Origin of the sequence: Frateuria sp. YIM B11624 (genome assembly GCF_049727805.1) — a bacterium.
Classification (GTDB): domain Bacteria; phylum Pseudomonadota; class Gammaproteobacteria; order Xanthomonadales; family Rhodanobacteraceae; genus Frateuria_A.
Genome location: NZ_JBCNYA010000013.1, coordinates 97,557 through 115,865, shown reverse-complemented (window position 1 = coordinate 115,865; position 18,309 = coordinate 97,557). Strand labels below are relative to the sequence as shown.

Here is an 18,309-nt window from a genome sequence, read left to right as displayed (position 1 = left end):
AGAGCGCCCCCATCCGCCCTTCGGGCACCTTCCCCCGTGGAACGGGGGAAGGACAACATCGAGCCTTCCCCCGCAACGCGGGGGAAGGTGCCAAAGGCGGATGGGGGCGCTCTTCGCGGCAAGCCCGCTTGACCATCCCGCCCGCCTCTCGCCATCCTGCAACGCTTCCGTTCCCTGACCGACCCCACGCATGAGCAGTCGCTACAACGCCGCCGACATCGAAGTCCTTTCCGGCCTCGATCCCGTTAAACGCCGCCCGGGCATGTACACCGACACCTCGCGGCCGAACCACCTGGCGCAGGAGGTCATCGACAACTCGGTGGACGAGGCGCTCGCCGGCCACGCCAAGGCGATCGAGGTGGTGCTTCACGTCGACGGTTCAGTGGAAGTCAGCGACGACGGCCGTGGCATGCCGGTGGACATCCACCCGGAGGAAGGCGTGCCGGGCGTGGAGCTGATCCTCACCCGCCTGCACGCGGGCGGCAAGTTCAGCGGCAAGAACTACAACTTCTCCGGCGGCCTGCACGGTGTAGGCGTGTCGGTGGTGAACGCACTCTCGCAGCGCGTCGAAGTCACCATCCGCCGCGACGGCAGCGAATACCGCATGGCCTTCGAGCACGGCGACCGCGTCAGCGAGCTGGAGGTCATCGGCTCGGTGCCCAAGAGGAAGACCGGCACCACCGTGCGCTTCTGGGCCGATCCGAAGTACTTCGACTCGCCGAAGATCTCGGTGCCGAAGCTCAAGCACCTGCTGCGCGCCAAGGCCGTGCTCTGCGCGGGCCTGAATGTGAAGCTGCTCGACGAGGCCAGCGGCGAGACCAGCGAGTGGTACTACGAGGACGGCCTGCGCGACTACCTGCGCGGCGAGCTCGACGGCGCCGAGGCGATTCCCGCCGACCTGTTCGTGCACCACGTCGCCCGCGACACCGAAGGCCTGGACCTGGCCCTTACCTGGCTGCCCGAGGGCGAGCTGGTGCAGGAGAGCTACGTCAACCTGATTCCCACGGCGCAGGGCGGCACCCACGTCAACGGCCTGCGCACGGGCCTGACCAACGCGATCCGCGAGTTCTGCGACATCCGCAACCTGCTGCCGCGTGGCGTCAAGCTGGCGCCCGAGGACGTGTGGGAGCGCTTGGCCTTCGTGCTCAGCGCCAAGCTGCTCGATCCGCAGTTCGCCGGCCAGACCAAGGAGCGCCTGTCCTCGCGCCAGGCCGCCGCACTGGTCGAGAGCGTGGTGCACGACGCCTTCAGCCTGTGGCTCAACCAGCACGTGGACCTGGGCGAGAAGATCGCCCAGCTCGCCATCGAACGCGCCAGCGCGCGCCTGAAGGCGGCCAAACAGGTGGTGCGCAAGAAGATCACCCAGGGCCCCGCCCTGCCCGGCAAGCTGGCCGACTGCACCGCGACCGACCTCACCCGTACCGAGCTCTTCCTGGTCGAGGGCGACTCGGCCGGCGGGAGCGCCAAGCAAGCGCGCGACAAGGAGTTCCAGGCAATCCTGCCGCTGCGCGGCAAGATCCTGAACACCTGGGAGGTCGAGTCGACCTCCGTGCTGGCTTCCGAGGAAGTGCACAACCTTGCCGTGGCGATCGGCTGCGATCCTGGCAAGGACGACCTCTCCGGCCTGCGCTACGGCAAGGTCATCATCCTGGCCGACGCCGACTCCGACGGCCTGCACATCGCCACCCTGCTCTCGGCGCTGTTCCTGCGCCATTTCCCGGCGCTGGTGCGCGAGGGCCACGTGTTCGTGGCGATGCCGCCGCTGTTCCGCGTCGACGTGGGCAAGCAGGTCTTCTACTGCCTGGACGAGGCCGAGAAGCAGGCGATGCTGCAGAAGATCGAGCGCGAGAAGATGAAGGGAGCCGTCAGCACCACCCGCTTCAAGGGCCTGGGCGAGATGAACCCGGCGCAGTTGCGCGAATCGACCATCCACCCCGACACCCGGCGCCTGGTCCAGCTGACCGTCGACGACGACGACGCGACGGCCAAGCTGATGGACATGCTGCTGGCCAAGAAGCGCGCCGGCGACCGCAAGAGCTGGCTGGAGGAAAAGGGCGACCTGGCGACGCTCGAGGTTTGATCCTCGGCGCACCATCCTCTCCATGGTCGTCATTCCCGCGAAAGCGGAATCCGTCTTGCCTTGATCCCACACAAGCACAATGGATTCCCGCTTAGGCGGGGATGACGCCGCGTCATATTGTGTCGTGTAAGTTAGGCACTCTCACGTCACGAGCAGCCAGCCATGGCCCTTGTCCCCCCCATCGACCTGCAACGCTGGATCGACGAACACCGCCACCTGCTCAAGCCGCCGGTCGGCAACAAGTGCATCGTCGACGGCGACTTCATCGTGATGATCGTCGGCGGTCCCAATGCGCGCACCGACTACCACTACGACGAAGGCCCCGAGTTCTTCTACCAGCTCGAAGGCGAGATGGTGCTCAAGGTTCAGGACGAGGGCGAGGCGCGCGACATCCCGATCCGCGCCGGCGAGGTGTTCTACCTGCCACCGCGCGTACCGCACTCGCCCCAACGCATGCCCGACTCGGTCGGCCTGGTGATCGAGCGCCGCCGCCTGGCCGGCGAGCAGGATGGCCTGCTGTGGTTCTGCGAGCGCTGCAACCACAAGCTGTACGAGGAGTACTTCACCCTGCAGAGCATCGAGCAGGATTTCCCACCGGTGTTCGATCGCTTCTACCGCTCGCGCGAGGCGCGCACCTGCGACGCCTGCGGGCACCTGAATCCCGCTCCCGCGCGCTACGAATCGGCGTGACTCGAGAACGCGCGCAGGGGCGTAGGGTGGGCTTCAGCCCACCGCCTTGATCGCCATCGGAGCCGGTGGGCTGAAGCCCACCCTACGGACTACGGGCTACGCCTGGCGGGCGAGCCAGCGTTGCGCCATGCGCCGCAGCGACTCGTCCGCCTGCACGTCCTGCGCGATCGCGCGGACCGGCCGCCAGGCCAGTTCGAGGGACTCCTCGCTGACCTCGAAAGCCTCGCTGCCGGTGGCCCGCACCACGTAGCGCACGTCGTAGTGCCAATGCGCCGGCTCGTCGCCACGCGCGGGAATGAGGTGCCGGTCGATGTCGAAGATGTCCGGTTCCACCACCAGCTCCCGCAGGCCCGATTCCTCCTCCGCCTCGCGCAAGGCCACGCGCGCCAGGTCGCGATCGCCATCGGCGTGACCGCCCAGCTGCAACCAGCGGCCGAGCTTGCGGTGATGGGTCAGCAGCACGCGTTCGCCGTCGGCGCTGACCAGCCACGCCGAGCCGGTGAAATGCCCGGGCGCGTGGCTGCGCTCGAACACCTGCGGCGCGCTGTCGAGGAACTGCAGGAAAACACCCGTCGCCGGATCGGTTGGATACGCCTGCGCATGCCGGCGAAAGGCATCGGCGAGGCCGGGAGTGGCAATTTCCGTCATCGTCTGGAGGGAAGCGGCAAACACGCATTCTAGCGACGGGCGCGCGTGTCTCGTGGCGCTTGTACCCCCAGTCACGCTCGGCTAAGGTTGCCCGTCACGTCGGCTCGACGCATTGCTTACGTCGGGGTCGAGGGGATGCGTCCGTCTGTCCTACGGGGAACCCATACATGCTTTTCAAGCGCGTCAAGCCGCTCGACCAGATTCTCGCCACCGCCGAAAAGAAAAGCCTGGTTCGCCAGCTCGGCCCCTTCCAGCTCACCATGCTCGGCATCGGCGCCATCATCGGCACCGGCATCTTCGTGCTGACCGCCGAGGCCGGACAGAAGGCCGGCCCAGGCATGATGGTGTCCTTCGTCATCGCCGCCATCGTGTGCGGCCTGGCCGCCCTGGCCTACGCGGAGCTCGCCTCGATGGTGCCGGTCGCGGGCTCGGCGTACACCTACACCTACGGCGTGATGGGCGAAGGCCTCGCCTGGGTCGTGGGCTGGGCGCTGGTGCTCGAGTACACCATCGCCGCCAGTACCGTATGCGTGGGCTGGGCCGGCTACTTCAACGGCCTGCTGGCCAGCCGCGGATTCGGCTTGCCGATGTTCCTGCGGGTCGGTCCGCTGGACGGCGGCGGATTCAACCTGTTCGCCTGCCTGATCGGCCTGGTGATCACCGGCCTGCTGGTGATCGGCACCAGCAAGTCGGCGAAGGTCAATGCCGCGCTGGTGCTGGTCAAGGTGATCGCGCTGACCGTGTTCATCGTGATCGCCCTGCCGCGCGTGGAAGACGCCAACTTCGTGCCCTTCACGCCCAACGGCTGGGGCAGCCCGATGGGCGGCATCGGCGTGCTCGGCGCCGCGGCTTCGATCTTCTTCGCCTACGTGGGCTTCGATGCGATTTCCACGGCGGCTGAGGAAACCAAGAATCCCAACCGCAACATCCCGATCGGCCTGCTCGGCGCGCTCGGCGTATGCACCATCTACTACCTGCTGGTCAGCTACGGCGCGATCGGCGCCGTCGGCGCGCAGCCGGTGGTCGCCCCGGACGGCTCCGCGATCCAGCCCGGCACGCCGGCGATGGCGGCGGCCTGCCAGGGTTCCCAGGCGCTGGTTTGCAGCAAGGAGGCGCTGGCCCACGCGGTGCGCCTGCTCGACCACCCGTGGTGGGGCAACTTCATCGGCGCCGCGGCCAGCCTCGCGCTGCCGTCGGTGATCCTGACGATGACCTACGGCCAGACCCGCATCTTCTTCACCATGGCGCGCGACGGCCTGCTGCCCGCCAAGCTGGCCAAGATCCATCCGCGCTACCACACCCCGCACGTGATCACGCTGATCACCGGCGGCTTCGTTTCGCTGTTCGGCGCGCTGTTCCCGGTGGGTGCACTGGCTGACGTCACCAACTCCGGCACGCTGTTCGCCTTCATGATGGTGGCGCTCGGCGTGCTGATCCTGCGCGTCAAGCAGCCGCAGCGGCCGCGCTCGTTCCGCACGCCGGCCGCGTGGGTGGTCTGCCCGCTCGCCATCATCGGCTGCGTGCTGCTGTTCCTGAACCTGTCGAAGGTGACCATGTACGTGTTCTTCGGCTGGGCGGCCGTCGGCCTGGTGGTGTACTACCTCTATGGCTACCGCAAGAGCCATCTGGCCAACGGCACCGAACCGGCCTGACGCTTGCACCGCGTACCCCAATGACAACCCGCCGGCACGGTGAGAACCGTGCCGGTTTCATGTCCGGAATGCCCATGCTGAAGCAGTTGCTCGCCCGCAAGACCGATTTCTCCGATGCCGACGACGCGCACGGCCCCGGGCTGCGCCGCACGCTCGGGCCATGGGGGCTGACCGCGCTGGGCATCGGTGCGGTGATCGGGGGCGGCATCTTCGTGATCACTGGCCAGGCGGCGGCCGAGCACGCCGGTCCTGCCGTGATCCTGGCCTTCGTGATCGCGGCCATCTGCTGCAGCTTCACCGCGCTGTGCTACGCCGAGTTCGCCACGCTGATCCCGATGTCCGGCAGTTCCTACTCCTACGCCTATGCCACGCTGGGCGAGCTGGTGGCCTGGTTCATCGGCTGGAACATGGTGCTGGAGTACGGCGTATCCGCTTCGGCCGTCGCCGTGAGCTGGACCGGTTACTTCGTCAGCCTGATGGACCACATCGGCATCCACCTGCCCGCGGCCCTCACCAACGCCCCGCTGGCCTATCAGGGCGGTCACCTGGTAAGTACCGGCGCCCTGTTCAACCTGCCCGCGGTGGCCATCGTGCTGGCGCTGACCTGGCTTTGCTACGTGGGCATCCGCGAGTCCAGCGGCACCAACGTCGCCATGGTGCTGCTCAAGGTCGGCCTGATCGTGGTGGTGATCGTTGCCGGCTGGCGCTACGTCAATCCGGATCTGTGGCACCCGTTTATCCCGGCCAACGAAGGGCCCGAGAGATACGGTTGGTCAGGCATCATGCGTGCGTCGACCCTGGTGTTCTTCGCCTACATCGGTTTCGAGGCAACCTCGACCGCGGCGCAGGAAGCGAAGAACCCGCAGCGCGACCTGCCGATCGCCACGCTCGCCTCGCTGGCGATCTGCACCGTGCTCTACGTGGGCATGGCGGCGGTCATCACGGGCCTGCTGCCCTTCAACCTGCTCGGCACGTCCGAGCCGGTGGTCACGGCGGTCAAGGCGCATGCGGAGCTGGAATGGCTGCGCTGGCTGGTCGAGATCGGCGCGCTGATCGGCCTGTCGTCGGTGGTGCTGGTGATGATAATCGCGCAGCCGCGCATCTTCATGATCATGGGCCGCGACGGCTTGCTGCCGCCGGTGTTCGCCAAGATCCACCCGCGCTACCGCACGCCGCACATCAACACGGTGATCACCGGGCTGGGCATCGCCGCGCTGGCGGCCGTGTTCCCGCTGGACGTCCTCGGTGACCTGGTCTCGATGGGCACGCTGATCGCGTTCGTCGCGGTGTGCGCCGGCGTGCTGATCCTGCGCCACACCCAGCCGGAACTGCCGCGCACCTTCCGCGTGCCATGGGCTCCGGTGGTCTGCACGCTGGGCGTACTGAGCTGCCTGACGCTGCTGTACTGGGAGAACTGGTACCAGTGGCTGATGCTGGGTATCTGGACCGTGATCGGCCTGGCGATCTACTTCGGCTACGGGCGCCGCCACAGCCAGCTGCGCAAGGCGTCCACATAAGGTCGACATGAGAGGTGGGCTTCGGCCCGCTCGCCGCCTCGGCGGCCCGGGCCTCCCCAGGGAGGCCTCGTCTGGAACCCGAACGTTGACCGACGTTCGCAGGCGGACGCGACATTTAACAAAATCCTTGCAAACCGGCAGCTTCAGCCCAGCAAAGAATTTTGTGCCGCAACCTACTGAAATTAAAAGGTTTAACGGAACTTTTCCGAGAAAAAACCCGGCGTCCGTCGCCCGAACTGCCCACCGCGGGAGTATCATTCGAACTCCGAGGGTTGATCACTTGGCAGTGGGCCCCGGATCGCCGCCCGGCGCGTCAGGCGGGTCAGCTCCTCAGCCTGACGCGTCTGGGCAGCACTTTTCAGACCGGCCGTTCGGCCACTTTCCCTTCACGCACACATGACCGGACGCGCCTCGCGCGTCGGCCACATGCGCGCCTGCTCAGGCCTTCCGGGTCGTGTGCGAAACACACCAGCCCTTGGCGTTCACCGACTTGCCGGGGAACAGCTGGCAGGGACCGTAGGGCTTGGCGTTGGCGTCCGTGTAGAACTGGCAGTTCGCGCAGACATCGCCCGCCTTGTGCTTCGGGTTCTTCGACGTGCTGGCGTCCTCGACATAGTCGAGCGCCTTGGCGGTCGGATCGGACTCGGCTACGTGCGGCAGGTCGGCCGCGCGCGCGAGGCGCGGCAGTCCACCGACCACGGCCGCGGCGGCGGCGGTGCCCGCGGCGACCTTCAGGAAACGCCTGCGCGATTCGAGATCTTTTTCTTGCGACATGGAAGGAACCTCCGTTGTTTCCGCCACCGCGGACGCGGCGGCCTTTCCCGATGGTACGCTCGCCGCGTCAATGAAACCTGACTTGCGAGAACGACTCGCATTTGCCGCCGGGCGCACGGACCGACGTGCTATAGTCGCCCACCGTTTGGACGTCCAAATCGCAATGCAGGAACTTCCCTCCTCCGTCGATCCCGCCCGTTTCGCGCTTTGCGCCGACGCCATTGCCGAAGCCGCCCGGGAACTTGCCCTGCTGGGCTGGACGCCGGCCACGAGCAGCAACTTTTCCATGCGCGTGAACGGCGAGCTCGCCGCCATCACCATCTCCGGCCGCGACAAGGGCCGGCTCGGGCGCGAGGACATCATGCTGGTGGACATGGCCGGTCACGCGGTCGGCACCCGTGCCCGTCCCAGCGCCGAGACCGCGCTGCACACGCAGGCCTACCGTCGCCTGCCGCATGCCCAGGTGGTACTGCACACCCATTCGCGCACGCAGAGCGTGGCCTCGCGGCTGTTCGCGCGCGACGGCGCCGTGCGGCTGGAGGGTTGGGAGCTGCAGAAGGCCATCACCGGCTACACCACGCACGAGAGCGTGCTGGAGATCCCGGTGTTCCCCAACACCCAGCACATGCCCGAACTGGTCGAGCGCATCGATGCCTGGCTGGACGCCGGCAAGCCGCTGCACGCCTACCTGATCGACGGCCACGGCATCTACGCCTGGGGCGCCGACATGGCCGAGGCGCGGCGCCACCTCGAGGCACTGGAATTCCTGCTCGCCTGCGAGCTCGACCTCAGGAGACTGTCCGCATGAGCCGCCTGCGCATCTACGACGAACACCAGCCAGCCACGCCCGTTTCCGTACATACCGCGCCTGGCGAGATCACCCGCGAACTCGGCCGGGTCGGCGTGCGTTTCGAGCAATGGGAAGCGAATGCGCCGATCGCTCCGGGCGCCAGCCAGGACGAGGTAATCGCCGCCTACCGCGGTGACATCGACCGCCTGATGCGCGAGGAAGGCTACCAGTCGGTCGACGTGATCAGCCTGGCCCCGGACCATCCGGACCGCGCCACCTTGCGCCAGAAATTCCTGAGCGAACACACGCACAGCGAGGACGAAGTGCGCTTCTTCGTCGCCGGCAGCGGCCAGTTCACCCTGCACATCGGCGGACGCGTCTACGACGTGCTGTGCGAGGCGGGCGACCTGATCGGCGTGCCGGACGGCACCCCGCACTGGTTCGACATGAGCGAGTCGCCCTACTTCGTGGCCATCCGCCTGTTCACCAACAAGGAAGGCTGGGTCGCCAACTTCACCGGCACCGACATCGCCGGGCGCTTCCCGCGGATGGAGCCGGCCACGCGCTGACCGTAGGGCGGGCTTCAGCCCGGCGTCCGGATGTGGCGAAGGTGCGCTGAAGCCCGCCCTACGGAAGCTCGGCTATCCTTGCCGTCCCTCCGCACGCGTGCCGCCCATGACCACCATCCGCGCCATCGTCACCGACATCGAGGGCACCACCAGCTCGATCGACTTCGTCAAGGACGTGCTGTTTCCCTACGCCCGCAAGCGACTGCCCGCCTTCGTCGAGACGCACGCCGACCGGCCCGAAGTGCAGCACTGGCTGCACGAGGCGGCGAAGGAAGCCGGGATCATCGAGGCCAGCCGCCAGGAGATCATCGAACTGCTGCTGGGCTGGATCGACCAGGACCGCAAATCCACTGCGCTCAAGGCGCTGCAGGGCATGATCTGGAAGGAAGGCTACGAGGCCGGCGAATACCGCGCGCACGTCTACCCGGAGGTGTCCGCCCGCCTGCACGCCTGGCGCGCCGACGGCCTGCACCTGTACGTCTACTCCTCCGGTTCGGTGCCGGCGCAGCGGCTGTTCTTCCGCTACAGCGATGCGGGCGACCTGACACCACTGTTCGCCGGCTACTTCGACACCGAGACCGGACCCAAGCGCGAGTCGGCGTCGTACACGAAGATCGCCGAGGCGCTCGGCGAGCGTCCGGAGCACATCCTGTTCCTGTCCGACATCGTGGAGGAGCTGGACGCCGCCCGCGCCGCCGGTTTGCAGACCGGCTGGCTGCTGCGTCCGCCGCAAGCCATGCCCGCCGAACCGCGCCATCCGGCTTACGCGGATTTCGATGCCATCGAGCCCTGACACGATGCGTGCCACCCTGATCGCCCTGCTCGCGTTTGCCGCTGGCATCCTCACGATGCTGGTGGTGCAGGGTTGGCCGCCGCCCCATGCATCCGCGCCACACGCGTTGCGGGTGCAACCGGTCGTCCCCACCACCGTCGCGCCACCGCCGGACGACGCCGAAGCTCCCGCCTTGCCCTCGGACGACTGGCCCGAGCAGGCGCCCACGCCCGAACAGGTGCTCTACACCCAGCCGCAGTTGCTGGATGCCGCACTCGGCAAGCTGGGGCCGCGCGTCTCCGGCAAACCGAACCTGTACCTGCTCGCCTTCGCCGGGGACGGCAGCGAGGACGTGTTCCACAACGAGGCCGAGTACGCCGCGCGACTGTTCACCCGTCGCTTCGGCCCCACCGCCCATGCGCTGGTGCTGGAGAACCATCCCGACACGCTCGCCACCCGCCCGCTGGCCACCTGGAGCAACCTGGAGAGCGCGCTCGACGGCCTGGCGCAGCGCATGGATCCGCAGCAGGACATCCTGCTGCTCTACCTGACCACCCATGGCAGCGAGGACCACACCCTGCTGGTGGACATGGACCCGCTGCCGCTGGACCAGATCGGCGCGCAGGACCTGGGCGGGATCCTCGCGGCGCATCCGTTCAAGTGGAAAGTGGTGGTGGTCAATGCCTGCTATTCCGGCGGGTTCATTCCGTCGCTGCAGGCCGCCGGCACCCTGGTGCTCACCGCCGCGCGCAGCGACCGCAGCTCCTTCGGCTGCGGCAACGATTCGGCGGCCACCTACTTCGGGCGCGCCTGGCTGGTCGACGCGCTGAACCGCACGCCGGACTTCATCGCCGCGTTCGCCCAGGCCAAGGACGAGATCGCCGGATGGGAGCGGCAGGACCGGCTGCTTCCATCCGAACCGCAGATGGCGGTCGGCAAGGGCATTGCCGAGCAGTTGGCGCGATGGCGTCAAGGCCTCGCGCCGGGTCCGGCCGTACCGTTCCAGCCTGCCTCGCAGCGACGCGTCCCGGTGGCTGCCGCACGGCACCCGTAGCCATCGCCCTGCTCGCGGATAAGCGGGCGAATCAATCCGCGGATCGCTGCCCGTGGCGCTCGGCGAGCAAGGCAACCACGTCCGCAAGCCCCAACCCGCGCGCACGCAGGGCCACCGTGAGGTGGAAAACCAGGTCGGCGGCCTCGCCCAGCAACTCCGCGTCGCCCTGCGCGACGGCGGCGAGCGCCGTTTCCACGCCTTCCTCGCCGACTTTCTGCGCGATGCGACGGATGCCCGCATCCAGCAACTGCGTGGTATAGCTGCCGGCCGGTCGCTCGGCGGCACGCCGCGCCACCAGCGCGTCGAGCTCGGCGAGGAACGCCAGCGCCGGCCGCGCGCCGTCGAAACAACTGGGCGTACCGCGGTGGCAGGTCGGCCCGGCCGGTTCGGCCAGCACCAGCAGCGCATCGGCATCGCAATCGGCATGCAGGCTCTTGAGCCGGAGCACGTTTCCCGAGCTTTCGCCCTTGGTCCAGAGGCGCCCTTTGCTGCGGCTGTGAAAGGTCACCAGCCCGCTGGCGCGCGTGGCTTCCAGCGCCGCCGCGTCCATGTAGCCCAGCATCAGCACCTCGCTGGTCAACCAGTGCTGCACGACGGCCGGCACCAGCCCGCCGCCCTTGGCGAAATCGAGTTCATCGATCATCACGCATCTTCCCGTTCCCGCGACGCCTCGACGCGCACCGCCACGCTCTGCCCGGCAAGCCAGCGTTTCAACGCCGCCACGTCGATGGCACCGGAATGGAACACGCTGGCCGCCAGCGCCCCATCCACGTCGGCCTGCACGAACACGTCGCGGAAATGTTCCGGCGCGCCCGCGCCGCCAGAGGCGACGAGCGGCACCGCGCAGAGCGCGCGCGCCTGCGCGAGCTGTTCGACGTCGTAGCCATCGCGCGTGCCATCGCTGCCCATGCAGTTGAGTACGATCTCGCCCGCACCCAGGCGCTGCACTTCGGCGATCCAGTCCAGCGTGCGTCGCGCCAGCGCCTGCGTGCGCGAGGGATCGCCGGTGTACTGGCGCACCCGCCACTGTCCATCGGCATCGCGCAACGAATCGACCCCGACCACCACGCACTGCACGCCGAACGCGTCGGCCAGTTCGCCGATCAGCGCGGGACGTTCCAGCGCCGGCGAATTGATCGACACCTTGTCGGCGCCCGCGTGCAGCACCGCGCGCGCTTCCTCGACGCTGCGGATGCCGCCGGCCACGCAGAACGGGATGTCGATCTCCCGCGCCACGCGTTCGACCCAGCCACGATCCACCGCGCGCCCCTGCGGGCTGGCGGTGATGTCGTAGAACACCAGCTCGTCAGCCCCGGCATCGCGATAGCGCAAGGCCAGTTCCACGATGCCGCCCACCACCGCGTGGTCGCGGAAGCGCACGCCCTTGACCACCTGCCCGTCGCGCACGTCCAGGCACGGAATGATGCGGCGGCTCAACATGACCGTGCTCCAGGGCCGCGTGAAGCAACAAGGAAAACGTTCATGCGACCAGCGCCTCGGTCAGGGTGAAGCGACCTTCCAGCAGCGCCCGCCCGAGGATCACGCCTGCCGCGCCGGCCGTGCCCGCGGCCTGTATGTCCTCCACCGAACGCGCGCCGCCGGAGGCCTGCACCGCCAGCCCTGGCGCGATGTCCGCCAGGTGGCGATAAAGCGCCAGGTTGAAGCCCGCCAGCATGCCGTCGCGCTGGATATCCGTGCACAGCAGATGCCGCGCACCGTGCGCGGCATACCAGGGCGCCAACTCGTCGAGCGTCCGCGCCTCGGCCTGCGTCCAGCCGGCGCTGGGCAGGGTCCAGCGATCCTCTTCCCAGCGCGTATCCAGCGCAATGGTGAAGCGCTCGCCGCCGTGCCGCTCCAGCCAACTGGCCACGCGCGACGGCTCGCGGATCGCCACGCTGCCGAGCACCACCCGTTCGACGCCGGCATCGAGCAGGCGGTGCACGTCGGCCACCTTGCGCACGCCGCCACCGGCCTGCACGCGCAAGCCCGAGCGCGCGAGCGCCTCGATCACGGGCAGGTTGGCGAACCCGCCTGCCTGCGCGCCATCCAGGTCGACCACGTGCAGCCAGCGTGCGCCGGCAGCCGCATAACCGGCCGCCAAGGCGACCGGGTCATCGGGATAGATCGTCTGGCGCGCGTAATCGCCCTGGGCGAGGCGCACGACCCGGCCTGCGCGCAGGTCGATGGCAGGGATGATGTCGGGCTTCATAGCGCGAGGAAGTTGCGCAGCAGGCGCGCGCCCACCGCAGCCGAGCGTTCCGGATGGAACTGCATGCCGAAGAAATTGCCGCGCGCGACGATCGCCGAGAAAGCGGCGCCATGTTCGGCCGTCGCCAGCGTATCGACGCCCACCGGCACCGCGTAGCTGTGGACGAAATAGGCCTGCGCGTCGGGGGCGAGACCGTCGAGCAAGGGATGCGCGCCGCGCAAGCGCAAGCGGTTCCATCCCATGTGCGGCACGCGCAGCCCCGGCGCCGGTGCAAGCCGACGCACGGTGGCGGGAATCAGCCCGAGGCAGTCCACGTCGCCCTCTTCCGAGTGTACGCACAGCAACTGCATGCCCAGGCACACGCCCAGCACGGGCTGGGTCAACCCGCGCAGCAGGTCGACCAGGCCCAGCGCGCGCAGCCGGGCCATCGCCGGGCCGGCGGCGCCGACGCCGGGAAGGATGACCTTGGCGGCGGCGCGGATCGTCGCCGGGTCGGCGGTCAGCGGCGCCTCCACGCCGAGCCGCTGCAAGGCGTAGCGCACCGAGCCGATGTTGGTGCCGCCGGCATCCACCAGGACGACCGCAGCGCCGGCGGGAAGAACCTCCTTCCCATCCTTGGCGGCCGCCGGAGCCATGACCGTGCTCATAGCACCCCCTTGGTACTGGGCAACTCGCTGCCTTCGCGGCGCAGGGCCTGGCGCAGCGCACGCGCGACGACCTTGAAGCACGCTTCGACCATGTGGTGCGCGTTCTCGCCATGCACCGACAGGTGCAGGTTGGCCCCCAGCGTCTCGCACAGCGAGCGGAAGAAATGCCCCACCAGCTCGGTCGGCAGGTCGCCCACTCGCTCGCGCGGGAACTGGCCCTCGAACACGAAGCACGGGCGTCCCGAGAGATCGAGCGCAGCGCTGGCCAGCGCCTCGTCCATCGGCAGCGTGAAGCCGTAACGACCGATGCCGCGCTTGTCGCCGAGCGCCTGTCGCAAGGCCTGGCCCAACGCGAGCGCGCAATCCTCCACCGTGTGGTGCTCGTCCACGTGCGTGTCGCCATTGCACGCGAGCGTGAGTGCGAAACCGCCGTGCTTGCCGAGCTGTTCCAGCATGTGGTCGAAGAAACCCAGCCCCGTGCGCACCTGCGGCTCACCGGCACGGTCGAGGTCGACGCCCGCTTCGATGGCGGTCTCGCGCGTACGCCGCATCGCCGTCGCCACGCGCGGCGCGTCCAGCAGGCGGTGGGCGATCTCTTCCCAGCCCGCACCCTGCGGCCCGACCCGGAAGCCGCGCACGCCCAGGTTGGCGGCCAGTTGCATGTCGCTCTCGCGATCGCCGATCACCGCGGAAGCCGCGCGACTCCAGCCGTCCTCGGCCAGCCAGTGGCGCAGCAGGCCGATGCCGGGCTTGCGCGTATCCAGGCCTTCGTGCGGGAAGCTGCGGTCCACCAGCACCTCGCGAAAGACGATGCCCTGCGAAGCGAGGACGCGCAGCAACAGTTCCTGCGGCCCGACGAAGGCCTCCTCGGGAAAGCTCGCGGTACCCAGGCCGTCCTGGTTGGTCACCATCACCAGCTCGTAGCCGGCCGCCACGCAGCGCTGCAACGCCGCGACCACACCCGGCAGCAGGTCGAGCTTGGCGTAGCTGTCGATCTGCTCGTCCGGCGGCTCCACGATCAGGCAGCCGTCGCGGTCGATGAAAAGCACCTTCCGGCTCATGCGCCTTCCCCGAGCACGGCCAGCACGCGTGCGTTCTCCTGCGGCGTTCCCAGCGTGATGCGCAAGGCGTCGCCCAATCCCGGGTAGCGGCGCACGTCGCGCACCACGATGCCGGCCTCGAACCACCGCCGATAGGCGCGGCCGGGGTCGTCGAAACGCACCGCGAGGAAATTCGCCTGCGACGGCAGCACCGCACGCACGCCAGGCAGCGTGCGGAGCGCTTCAGCCATCCGCGCCCGCTCGGCGCGCACCACGTCGATGCGCTCGCGCGCGGCCGCCTGCCCTTGCGGCGACAGGGCCTCCATCGCCGCGGCCACGCACGGGCGCGGCAGCGGATACGGAGGCAGGATCCGCCGCAGCAAGGCGATCACGTCCGCATGCGCCAGCAGGCAACCGATACGGGCGCCCGCCAGTGCCCAGGCCTTGGACAGCGTGCGCAGCACGGCCAGGTGTTCGTAGCGGTCAAGCAACGCCGCGGCGCTGCCGCCCTCGGCAAACTCCACGTACGCCTCGTCCACCACCAGCACCGCGCGGCCGGCCAGCCCACGGGCCAGGCTTTCGATCGTTTCCAGCGACACGCCGGCGCCGGTGGGGTTGTTCGGCGCACAGACGAACACCAGCTTCACGGCGGGCGTCACCGCGGACAACACCGCGTCGGCATCCACTTCGAAATCGGCCGACAGCGGCACCTCGACGACCGCCGCATCCTGCACACGCGCGCAGACGGCATACATGCCGAAGGTCGGCGGCTGCACCAGGACCGCGTCCCTGCCGGCACGGCAGAACGCGCGCACCAGCAGGTCGATCGCCTCGTCGCTGCCGCGCCCGACCAACATCTGCTCGCGGCGCACGCCGTAGAGCGCGGCAAGGCGCTCGACCAGCGCCGCCGGCTGCGGATCGGGATAGCGGTGGCATTCCAGCCCGGCATCGCCGAACGGCGCCCAGGCCGACTCGTTGGCGTTGAGCAGCAACTGCCCGCCCGCCGCCTCCATGCGCGCGGAGGAATACGGCACCAGCGCGCGGATCTCCGCACGCGCGAGTTCGAGCACGCTCATGCGGCCGATACCTCCGCGCGCTCGTCCAGCGCCGCCAGCCGCAACGTGACCGCGCGACGGTGCGCCTCCAGTTGCTCGGCCGCGGCCAGCGTGGCCGTGCATGGCCCGATCGCGCGCAGGCCGGCGGGGCTCAGCTCCTGCACGCTGATCTGCTTCTGGAAACTCGCCACCGACACGCCGCTGTGGCTGCGCGCATAACCGTAGGTCGGCAGCACGTGGTTGCTGCCGCTGGCATAGTCGCCCACCGATTCGGGTGTCCACGCGCCCAGGAACACCGAGCCGGCGCTTTCCACCCGCGCCAGCCAGGCACGCGGCTCGGCCACCTGCAGGATCAGGTGCTCGGGCGCGTAGCGGTTGCTTACCTGAAGCGCCTGCTCCAGCGAGTCGACCTCGATCAGGCGGCTGTGCGCCAACGCCTCGCGCGCGATTCCGGCACGCGGCAACGCCGCGCACTGTCGTTCGACTTCCGCGGCCACTGCATCGATCAGCCCGGCCGACGGACTCACCAGCAACACCTGCGAATCGGGCCCGTGCTCGGCCTGCGAGAGCAGGTCCGCCGCGACGAACGCAGGCTCGGCCTGCGCATCAGCCACCACCAGCACCTCCGACGGCCCGGCCGGCATGTCGATGGCCGCGCCCTGCGGATCGGTCGACACCTGCAGCTTGGCCTCGGTGACCCAGGCGTTGCCCGGCCCGAACAGCTTGTCGCAACGCGGCACGCTGGCCGTGCCGTACGCCATCGCCGCGATCGCCTGCGCCCCGCCCAGCTTGAACACCCGGTGCACGCCGACCACCCGCGCCGCATACAGCACGGCCGGATCGCATCGGCCATCCGCACGCGCGGGCGAGCACAGCACCACCTCGGCACAGCCGGCGATGCGCGCCGGAACGCCGAGCATCAACGCCGTGGACGGCAGCGGCGCACTGCCCGCCGGCACGTACAGCCCGACACGCGCGACCGGCCGCAGCACGCGCTCGACGCGCACGCCCGGCGCGGTCTCCACCGCCACCGGCTGCGGCGCGGCGACGCGATGGAAGGCCTCGATACGCCCGGCCGCTTCGCGGATCGCCGCCTTCAACGCCGGATCGAGCACCGCCTCCGCCTCATCGAACTCCGCCGGCGCGACCTCGAGCCGATCCAGCCCGCAGCGGTCGTACGTCGCGGTGAAACGCAGCAGCGCCTCGTCGCCCTGCCTGCGCACCTCGGCAATGATCCGCTGGACGCCCTCGCGCAGGTCCGCCGTGCGCGCCTGCACCGGCCGCGCCAATGCCGCCTCGCGCGCCGACGCGTCCAGCCCGTTCCATGCCAGCCGCTTCATGCCAGCATCCTCTCCACCGGCAGCACGAACATCTCGCGTGCCCCGGCCTTCTTGATCTCTTCCAACTGGCGCCAGCTCACCTCGCCCGCGCACAGCGCCTGCAGCATCACCTGGTCCGGCTGGCCGGCCAGCGGCAGCAGCGTCGGCTGCGGTCCGCCGGGCAACAGCCGGGTCACCGCCTCCAGCGCACCGCGCGAGGTCTGCAACAGCAGCAGGCGCGATTCGCGCACCTGGATCACGCCATCGATGCGCTTGAGCAGCAGCTCGACCAGATCGCCGCGCTCGTCCGCCGGCAACACCTTCGGGCCGACCAGCAGCGCCTCGCTTTCCAGCACCACGTCGGCCTCGCGCAACTGGTTGGCCAGCAGCGTGCCGCCGCTCTGCACCAGGTCGCAGATGGCGTCGGCCGTGCCCAGCCGCGGCGCGATCTCCACCGAACCGGCCAGCGTCACCACGCCCGCATCGATGCCGCGCTCGCGCAGCCAGCGGCCGAGCAACCCGGGATAGGAGGTGGCGATGCGCTTGCCGGCAAGGTCCGCGGCGCCGGCATAGTCCAGCTCCTGCGGCACCGCCAGCGACAGCCGGCAGCGCCCGAAGCCCAGCGCGCGCCACTCCGCCAGCGCTACCGCATCGTCGCGCCCGGCGGTGAGCTCGTACTCGTTGAGCACGTTGCGCCCGACGATCCCCAAATCGCACACGCCCTGCGCGATCAGTCCGGGAATGTCGTCGTCGCGCACCAGCAGCAGGTCCACCGGCTCGCCCTCGCCGAAGCAGAACAGCTTGTCGCGGCTCTGCCGAAAGGTGAGCCCGCAGCGCGTGAGCAGGTCCTGCGCCGGCTCGGTGAGCCGGCCGGACTTCTGCATGGCGATGCGCAACCGGTCGCGCGGCCTCATGGCCGTGCCCCGGCGGTCTTGCGCTTGCGCGCCGCACGCGCCGCCGCGGCGAGGTAGCCGCCGTTGCCCTGGTTGAGGAAGCGCGCCACCCGCCCGATGGTGGTGATGCTCACCCCCGTGCGCTCGTGGATCTCCCGATAAGGCAGCTCCTCCTGCAGGTACGGCACCACCCGCCAGCGATCCACCAGTGCCTCCAGCTCCGCCGGCGTGCACAGGTCATGCAGGAACGCCTGCATCTCGTCCACGTCGCGCAGCGCCAGCAGCGCCTCGCACAGGCTGCGCTCCACCGACTCGTTCGGGGTCTCGGGGTCGATCGCTCGTCGCTTCATAATGTACTAATGCGTTACCACACAAGAGCACAATCTACAGCAGGACGTGTGGGCGCGCAACCGCGCGGATAGCTATGGATCGCGCCGGGAATGGCGGGCTTGGTCACGACTAGCGCAACCAGCGGTGCTAGAGAATGAGGCGCCCCGGTCATCGGTTCCACCTGACTTCTGCTGCCGGCTTGCGCCTAGGCGGCCATCGGATCGTGCCTGACTCGCGGGGCAGGAGAAGTATCGCGTCTCCGCTCGCAGA

General features: G+C 69.1%; 19 protein-coding genes. 8 read left to right on the top strand and 11 right to left on the bottom strand.

What is annotated here, in order from left to right:
• The first annotated feature begins 190 nt into the window (after positions 1-190).
• Entirely contained in the window at positions 191-2,080 is a 1,890-nt protein-coding gene (gene parE / locus AAIL17_RS08800) for a DNA topoisomerase IV subunit B (RefSeq protein ID WP_424682452.1), read from the top strand.
• Positions 2,081-2,242: 162 nt separating this feature from the next.
• Entirely contained in the window at positions 2,243-2,770 is a 528-nt protein-coding gene (locus tag AAIL17_RS08795; protein ID WP_424682451.1) for a 3-hydroxyanthranilate 3,4-dioxygenase, read from the top strand.
• A 96-nt stretch (positions 2,771-2,866) separates the two neighbouring features.
• Here the strand turns inward: AAIL17_RS08795 and AAIL17_RS08790 are convergent, their stop codons facing one another.
• On the bottom strand, positions 2,867-3,418 hold the full coding sequence (locus AAIL17_RS08790) for an NUDIX hydrolase (RefSeq protein WP_424682450.1): 552 nt from the start codon (positions 3,416-3,418) through the stop codon (positions 2,867-2,869).
• Between the two features lie 167 nt (positions 3,419-3,585).
• Here AAIL17_RS08790 and AAIL17_RS08785 point away from each other — a divergent pair, with 167 nt between their 5' ends.
• Positions 3,586-5,070, top strand: a complete 1,485-nt coding sequence (locus AAIL17_RS08785; RefSeq protein WP_424682449.1) for an amino acid permease — start codon at positions 3,586-3,588, stop codon at positions 5,068-5,070.
• Between the two features lie 74 nt (positions 5,071-5,144).
• Positions 5,145-6,587 (top strand): amino acid permease, encoded by a 1,443-nt coding sequence (locus tag AAIL17_RS08780; protein WP_424682448.1) that lies wholly within the window; start codon positions 5,145-5,147, stop codon positions 6,585-6,587.
• A 438-nt stretch (positions 6,588-7,025) separates the two neighbouring features.
• Here the strand turns inward: AAIL17_RS08780 and AAIL17_RS08775 are convergent, their stop codons facing one another.
• Positions 7,026-7,361: a high-potential iron-sulfur protein gene (locus AAIL17_RS08775; protein ID WP_424682447.1), complete on the bottom strand. Its 336-nt coding sequence runs from the start codon at positions 7,359-7,361 to the stop codon at positions 7,026-7,028.
• A gap of 163 nt (positions 7,362-7,524) precedes the next feature.
• Here AAIL17_RS08775 and AAIL17_RS08770 point away from each other — a divergent pair, with 163 nt between their 5' ends.
• The 4 genes from AAIL17_RS08770 (at position 7,525) to AAIL17_RS08755 (ending at position 10,546) form a co-directional block, all read left to right on the top strand.
• A complete protein-coding gene (locus AAIL17_RS08770; protein WP_424682446.1) occupies positions 7,525-8,169 on the top strand; it encodes a methylthioribulose 1-phosphate dehydratase in 645 nt (214 codons plus the stop codon).
• Positions 8,166-8,720 (top strand): 1,2-dihydroxy-3-keto-5-methylthiopentene dioxygenase, encoded by a 555-nt coding sequence (locus AAIL17_RS08765; RefSeq protein ID WP_424682445.1) that lies wholly within the window; start codon positions 8,166-8,168, stop codon positions 8,718-8,720. The genes AAIL17_RS08770 and AAIL17_RS08765 overlap by 4 nt, the downstream gene beginning before the upstream one ends.
• 106 nt (positions 8,721-8,826) lie before the next feature.
• A complete protein-coding gene (gene mtnC, locus AAIL17_RS08760; RefSeq protein ID WP_424682444.1) occupies positions 8,827-9,513 on the top strand; it encodes an acireductone synthase in 687 nt (228 codons plus the stop codon).
• Positions 9,514-9,517: 4 nt separating this feature from the next.
• Entirely contained in the window at positions 9,518-10,546 is a 1,029-nt protein-coding gene (locus AAIL17_RS08755; protein ID WP_424682443.1) for a C13 family peptidase, read from the top strand.
• A 31-nt stretch (positions 10,547-10,577) separates the two neighbouring features.
• On the opposite strand, the gene hisIE is transcribed toward AAIL17_RS08755, so the two are convergent.
• The 9 genes from hisIE to AAIL17_RS08710 are packed head-to-tail and all read right to left on the bottom strand — an operon-like array spanning position 10,578 to position 18,059.
• Complete coding sequence (gene hisIE / locus AAIL17_RS08750) at positions 10,578-11,189, bottom strand: bifunctional phosphoribosyl-AMP cyclohydrolase/phosphoribosyl-ATP diphosphatase HisIE (RefSeq protein ID WP_424682442.1); 612 nt, start codon at positions 11,187-11,189, stop codon at positions 10,578-10,580.
• A complete protein-coding gene (gene hisF, locus AAIL17_RS08745) occupies positions 11,189-11,986 on the bottom strand; it encodes an imidazole glycerol phosphate synthase subunit HisF (RefSeq protein WP_424682441.1) in 798 nt (265 codons plus the stop codon). Before hisF ends, hisIE begins: the two co-directional genes overlap by 1 nt.
• Positions 11,987-12,026: 40 nt before the next feature.
• Positions 12,027-12,755 (bottom strand): HisA/HisF-related TIM barrel protein, encoded by a 729-nt coding sequence (locus AAIL17_RS08740; RefSeq protein WP_424682440.1) that lies wholly within the window; start codon positions 12,753-12,755, stop codon positions 12,027-12,029.
• Positions 12,752-13,390 (bottom strand): imidazole glycerol phosphate synthase subunit HisH, encoded by a 639-nt coding sequence (gene hisH / locus AAIL17_RS08735; protein WP_424682454.1) that lies wholly within the window; start codon positions 13,388-13,390, stop codon positions 12,752-12,754. The genes AAIL17_RS08740 and hisH overlap by 4 nt, the downstream gene beginning before the upstream one ends.
• Before the next feature lie 8 nt (positions 13,391-13,398).
• Entirely contained in the window at positions 13,399-14,463 is a 1,065-nt protein-coding gene (gene hisB / locus AAIL17_RS08730) for a bifunctional histidinol-phosphatase/imidazoleglycerol-phosphate dehydratase HisB (RefSeq protein WP_424682439.1), read from the bottom strand.
• Positions 14,460-15,518 carry a histidinol-phosphate transaminase gene (hisC, locus tag AAIL17_RS08725; protein WP_424682438.1) on the bottom strand — a complete coding sequence of 353 codons (1,059 nt, stop codon included), beginning with the start codon at positions 15,516-15,518 and terminating at the stop codon, positions 14,460-14,462. The genes hisB and hisC overlap by 4 nt, the downstream gene beginning before the upstream one ends.
• Entirely contained in the window at positions 15,515-16,837 is a 1,323-nt protein-coding gene (gene hisD, locus AAIL17_RS08720) for a histidinol dehydrogenase (protein WP_424682437.1), read from the bottom strand. The genes hisC and hisD overlap by 4 nt, the downstream gene beginning before the upstream one ends.
• Positions 16,834-17,730, bottom strand: coding sequence for an ATP phosphoribosyltransferase (hisG, locus tag AAIL17_RS08715; protein ID WP_424682436.1), 897 nt, complete (start codon positions 17,728-17,730; stop codon positions 16,834-16,836). The genes hisD and hisG overlap by 4 nt, the downstream gene beginning before the upstream one ends.
• Positions 17,727-18,059, bottom strand: coding sequence for a YerC/YecD family TrpR-related protein (locus AAIL17_RS08710; protein ID WP_424682435.1), 333 nt, complete (start codon positions 18,057-18,059; stop codon positions 17,727-17,729). Before AAIL17_RS08710 ends, hisG begins: the two co-directional genes overlap by 4 nt.
• Positions 18,060-18,309: the final 250 nt, after the last annotated feature.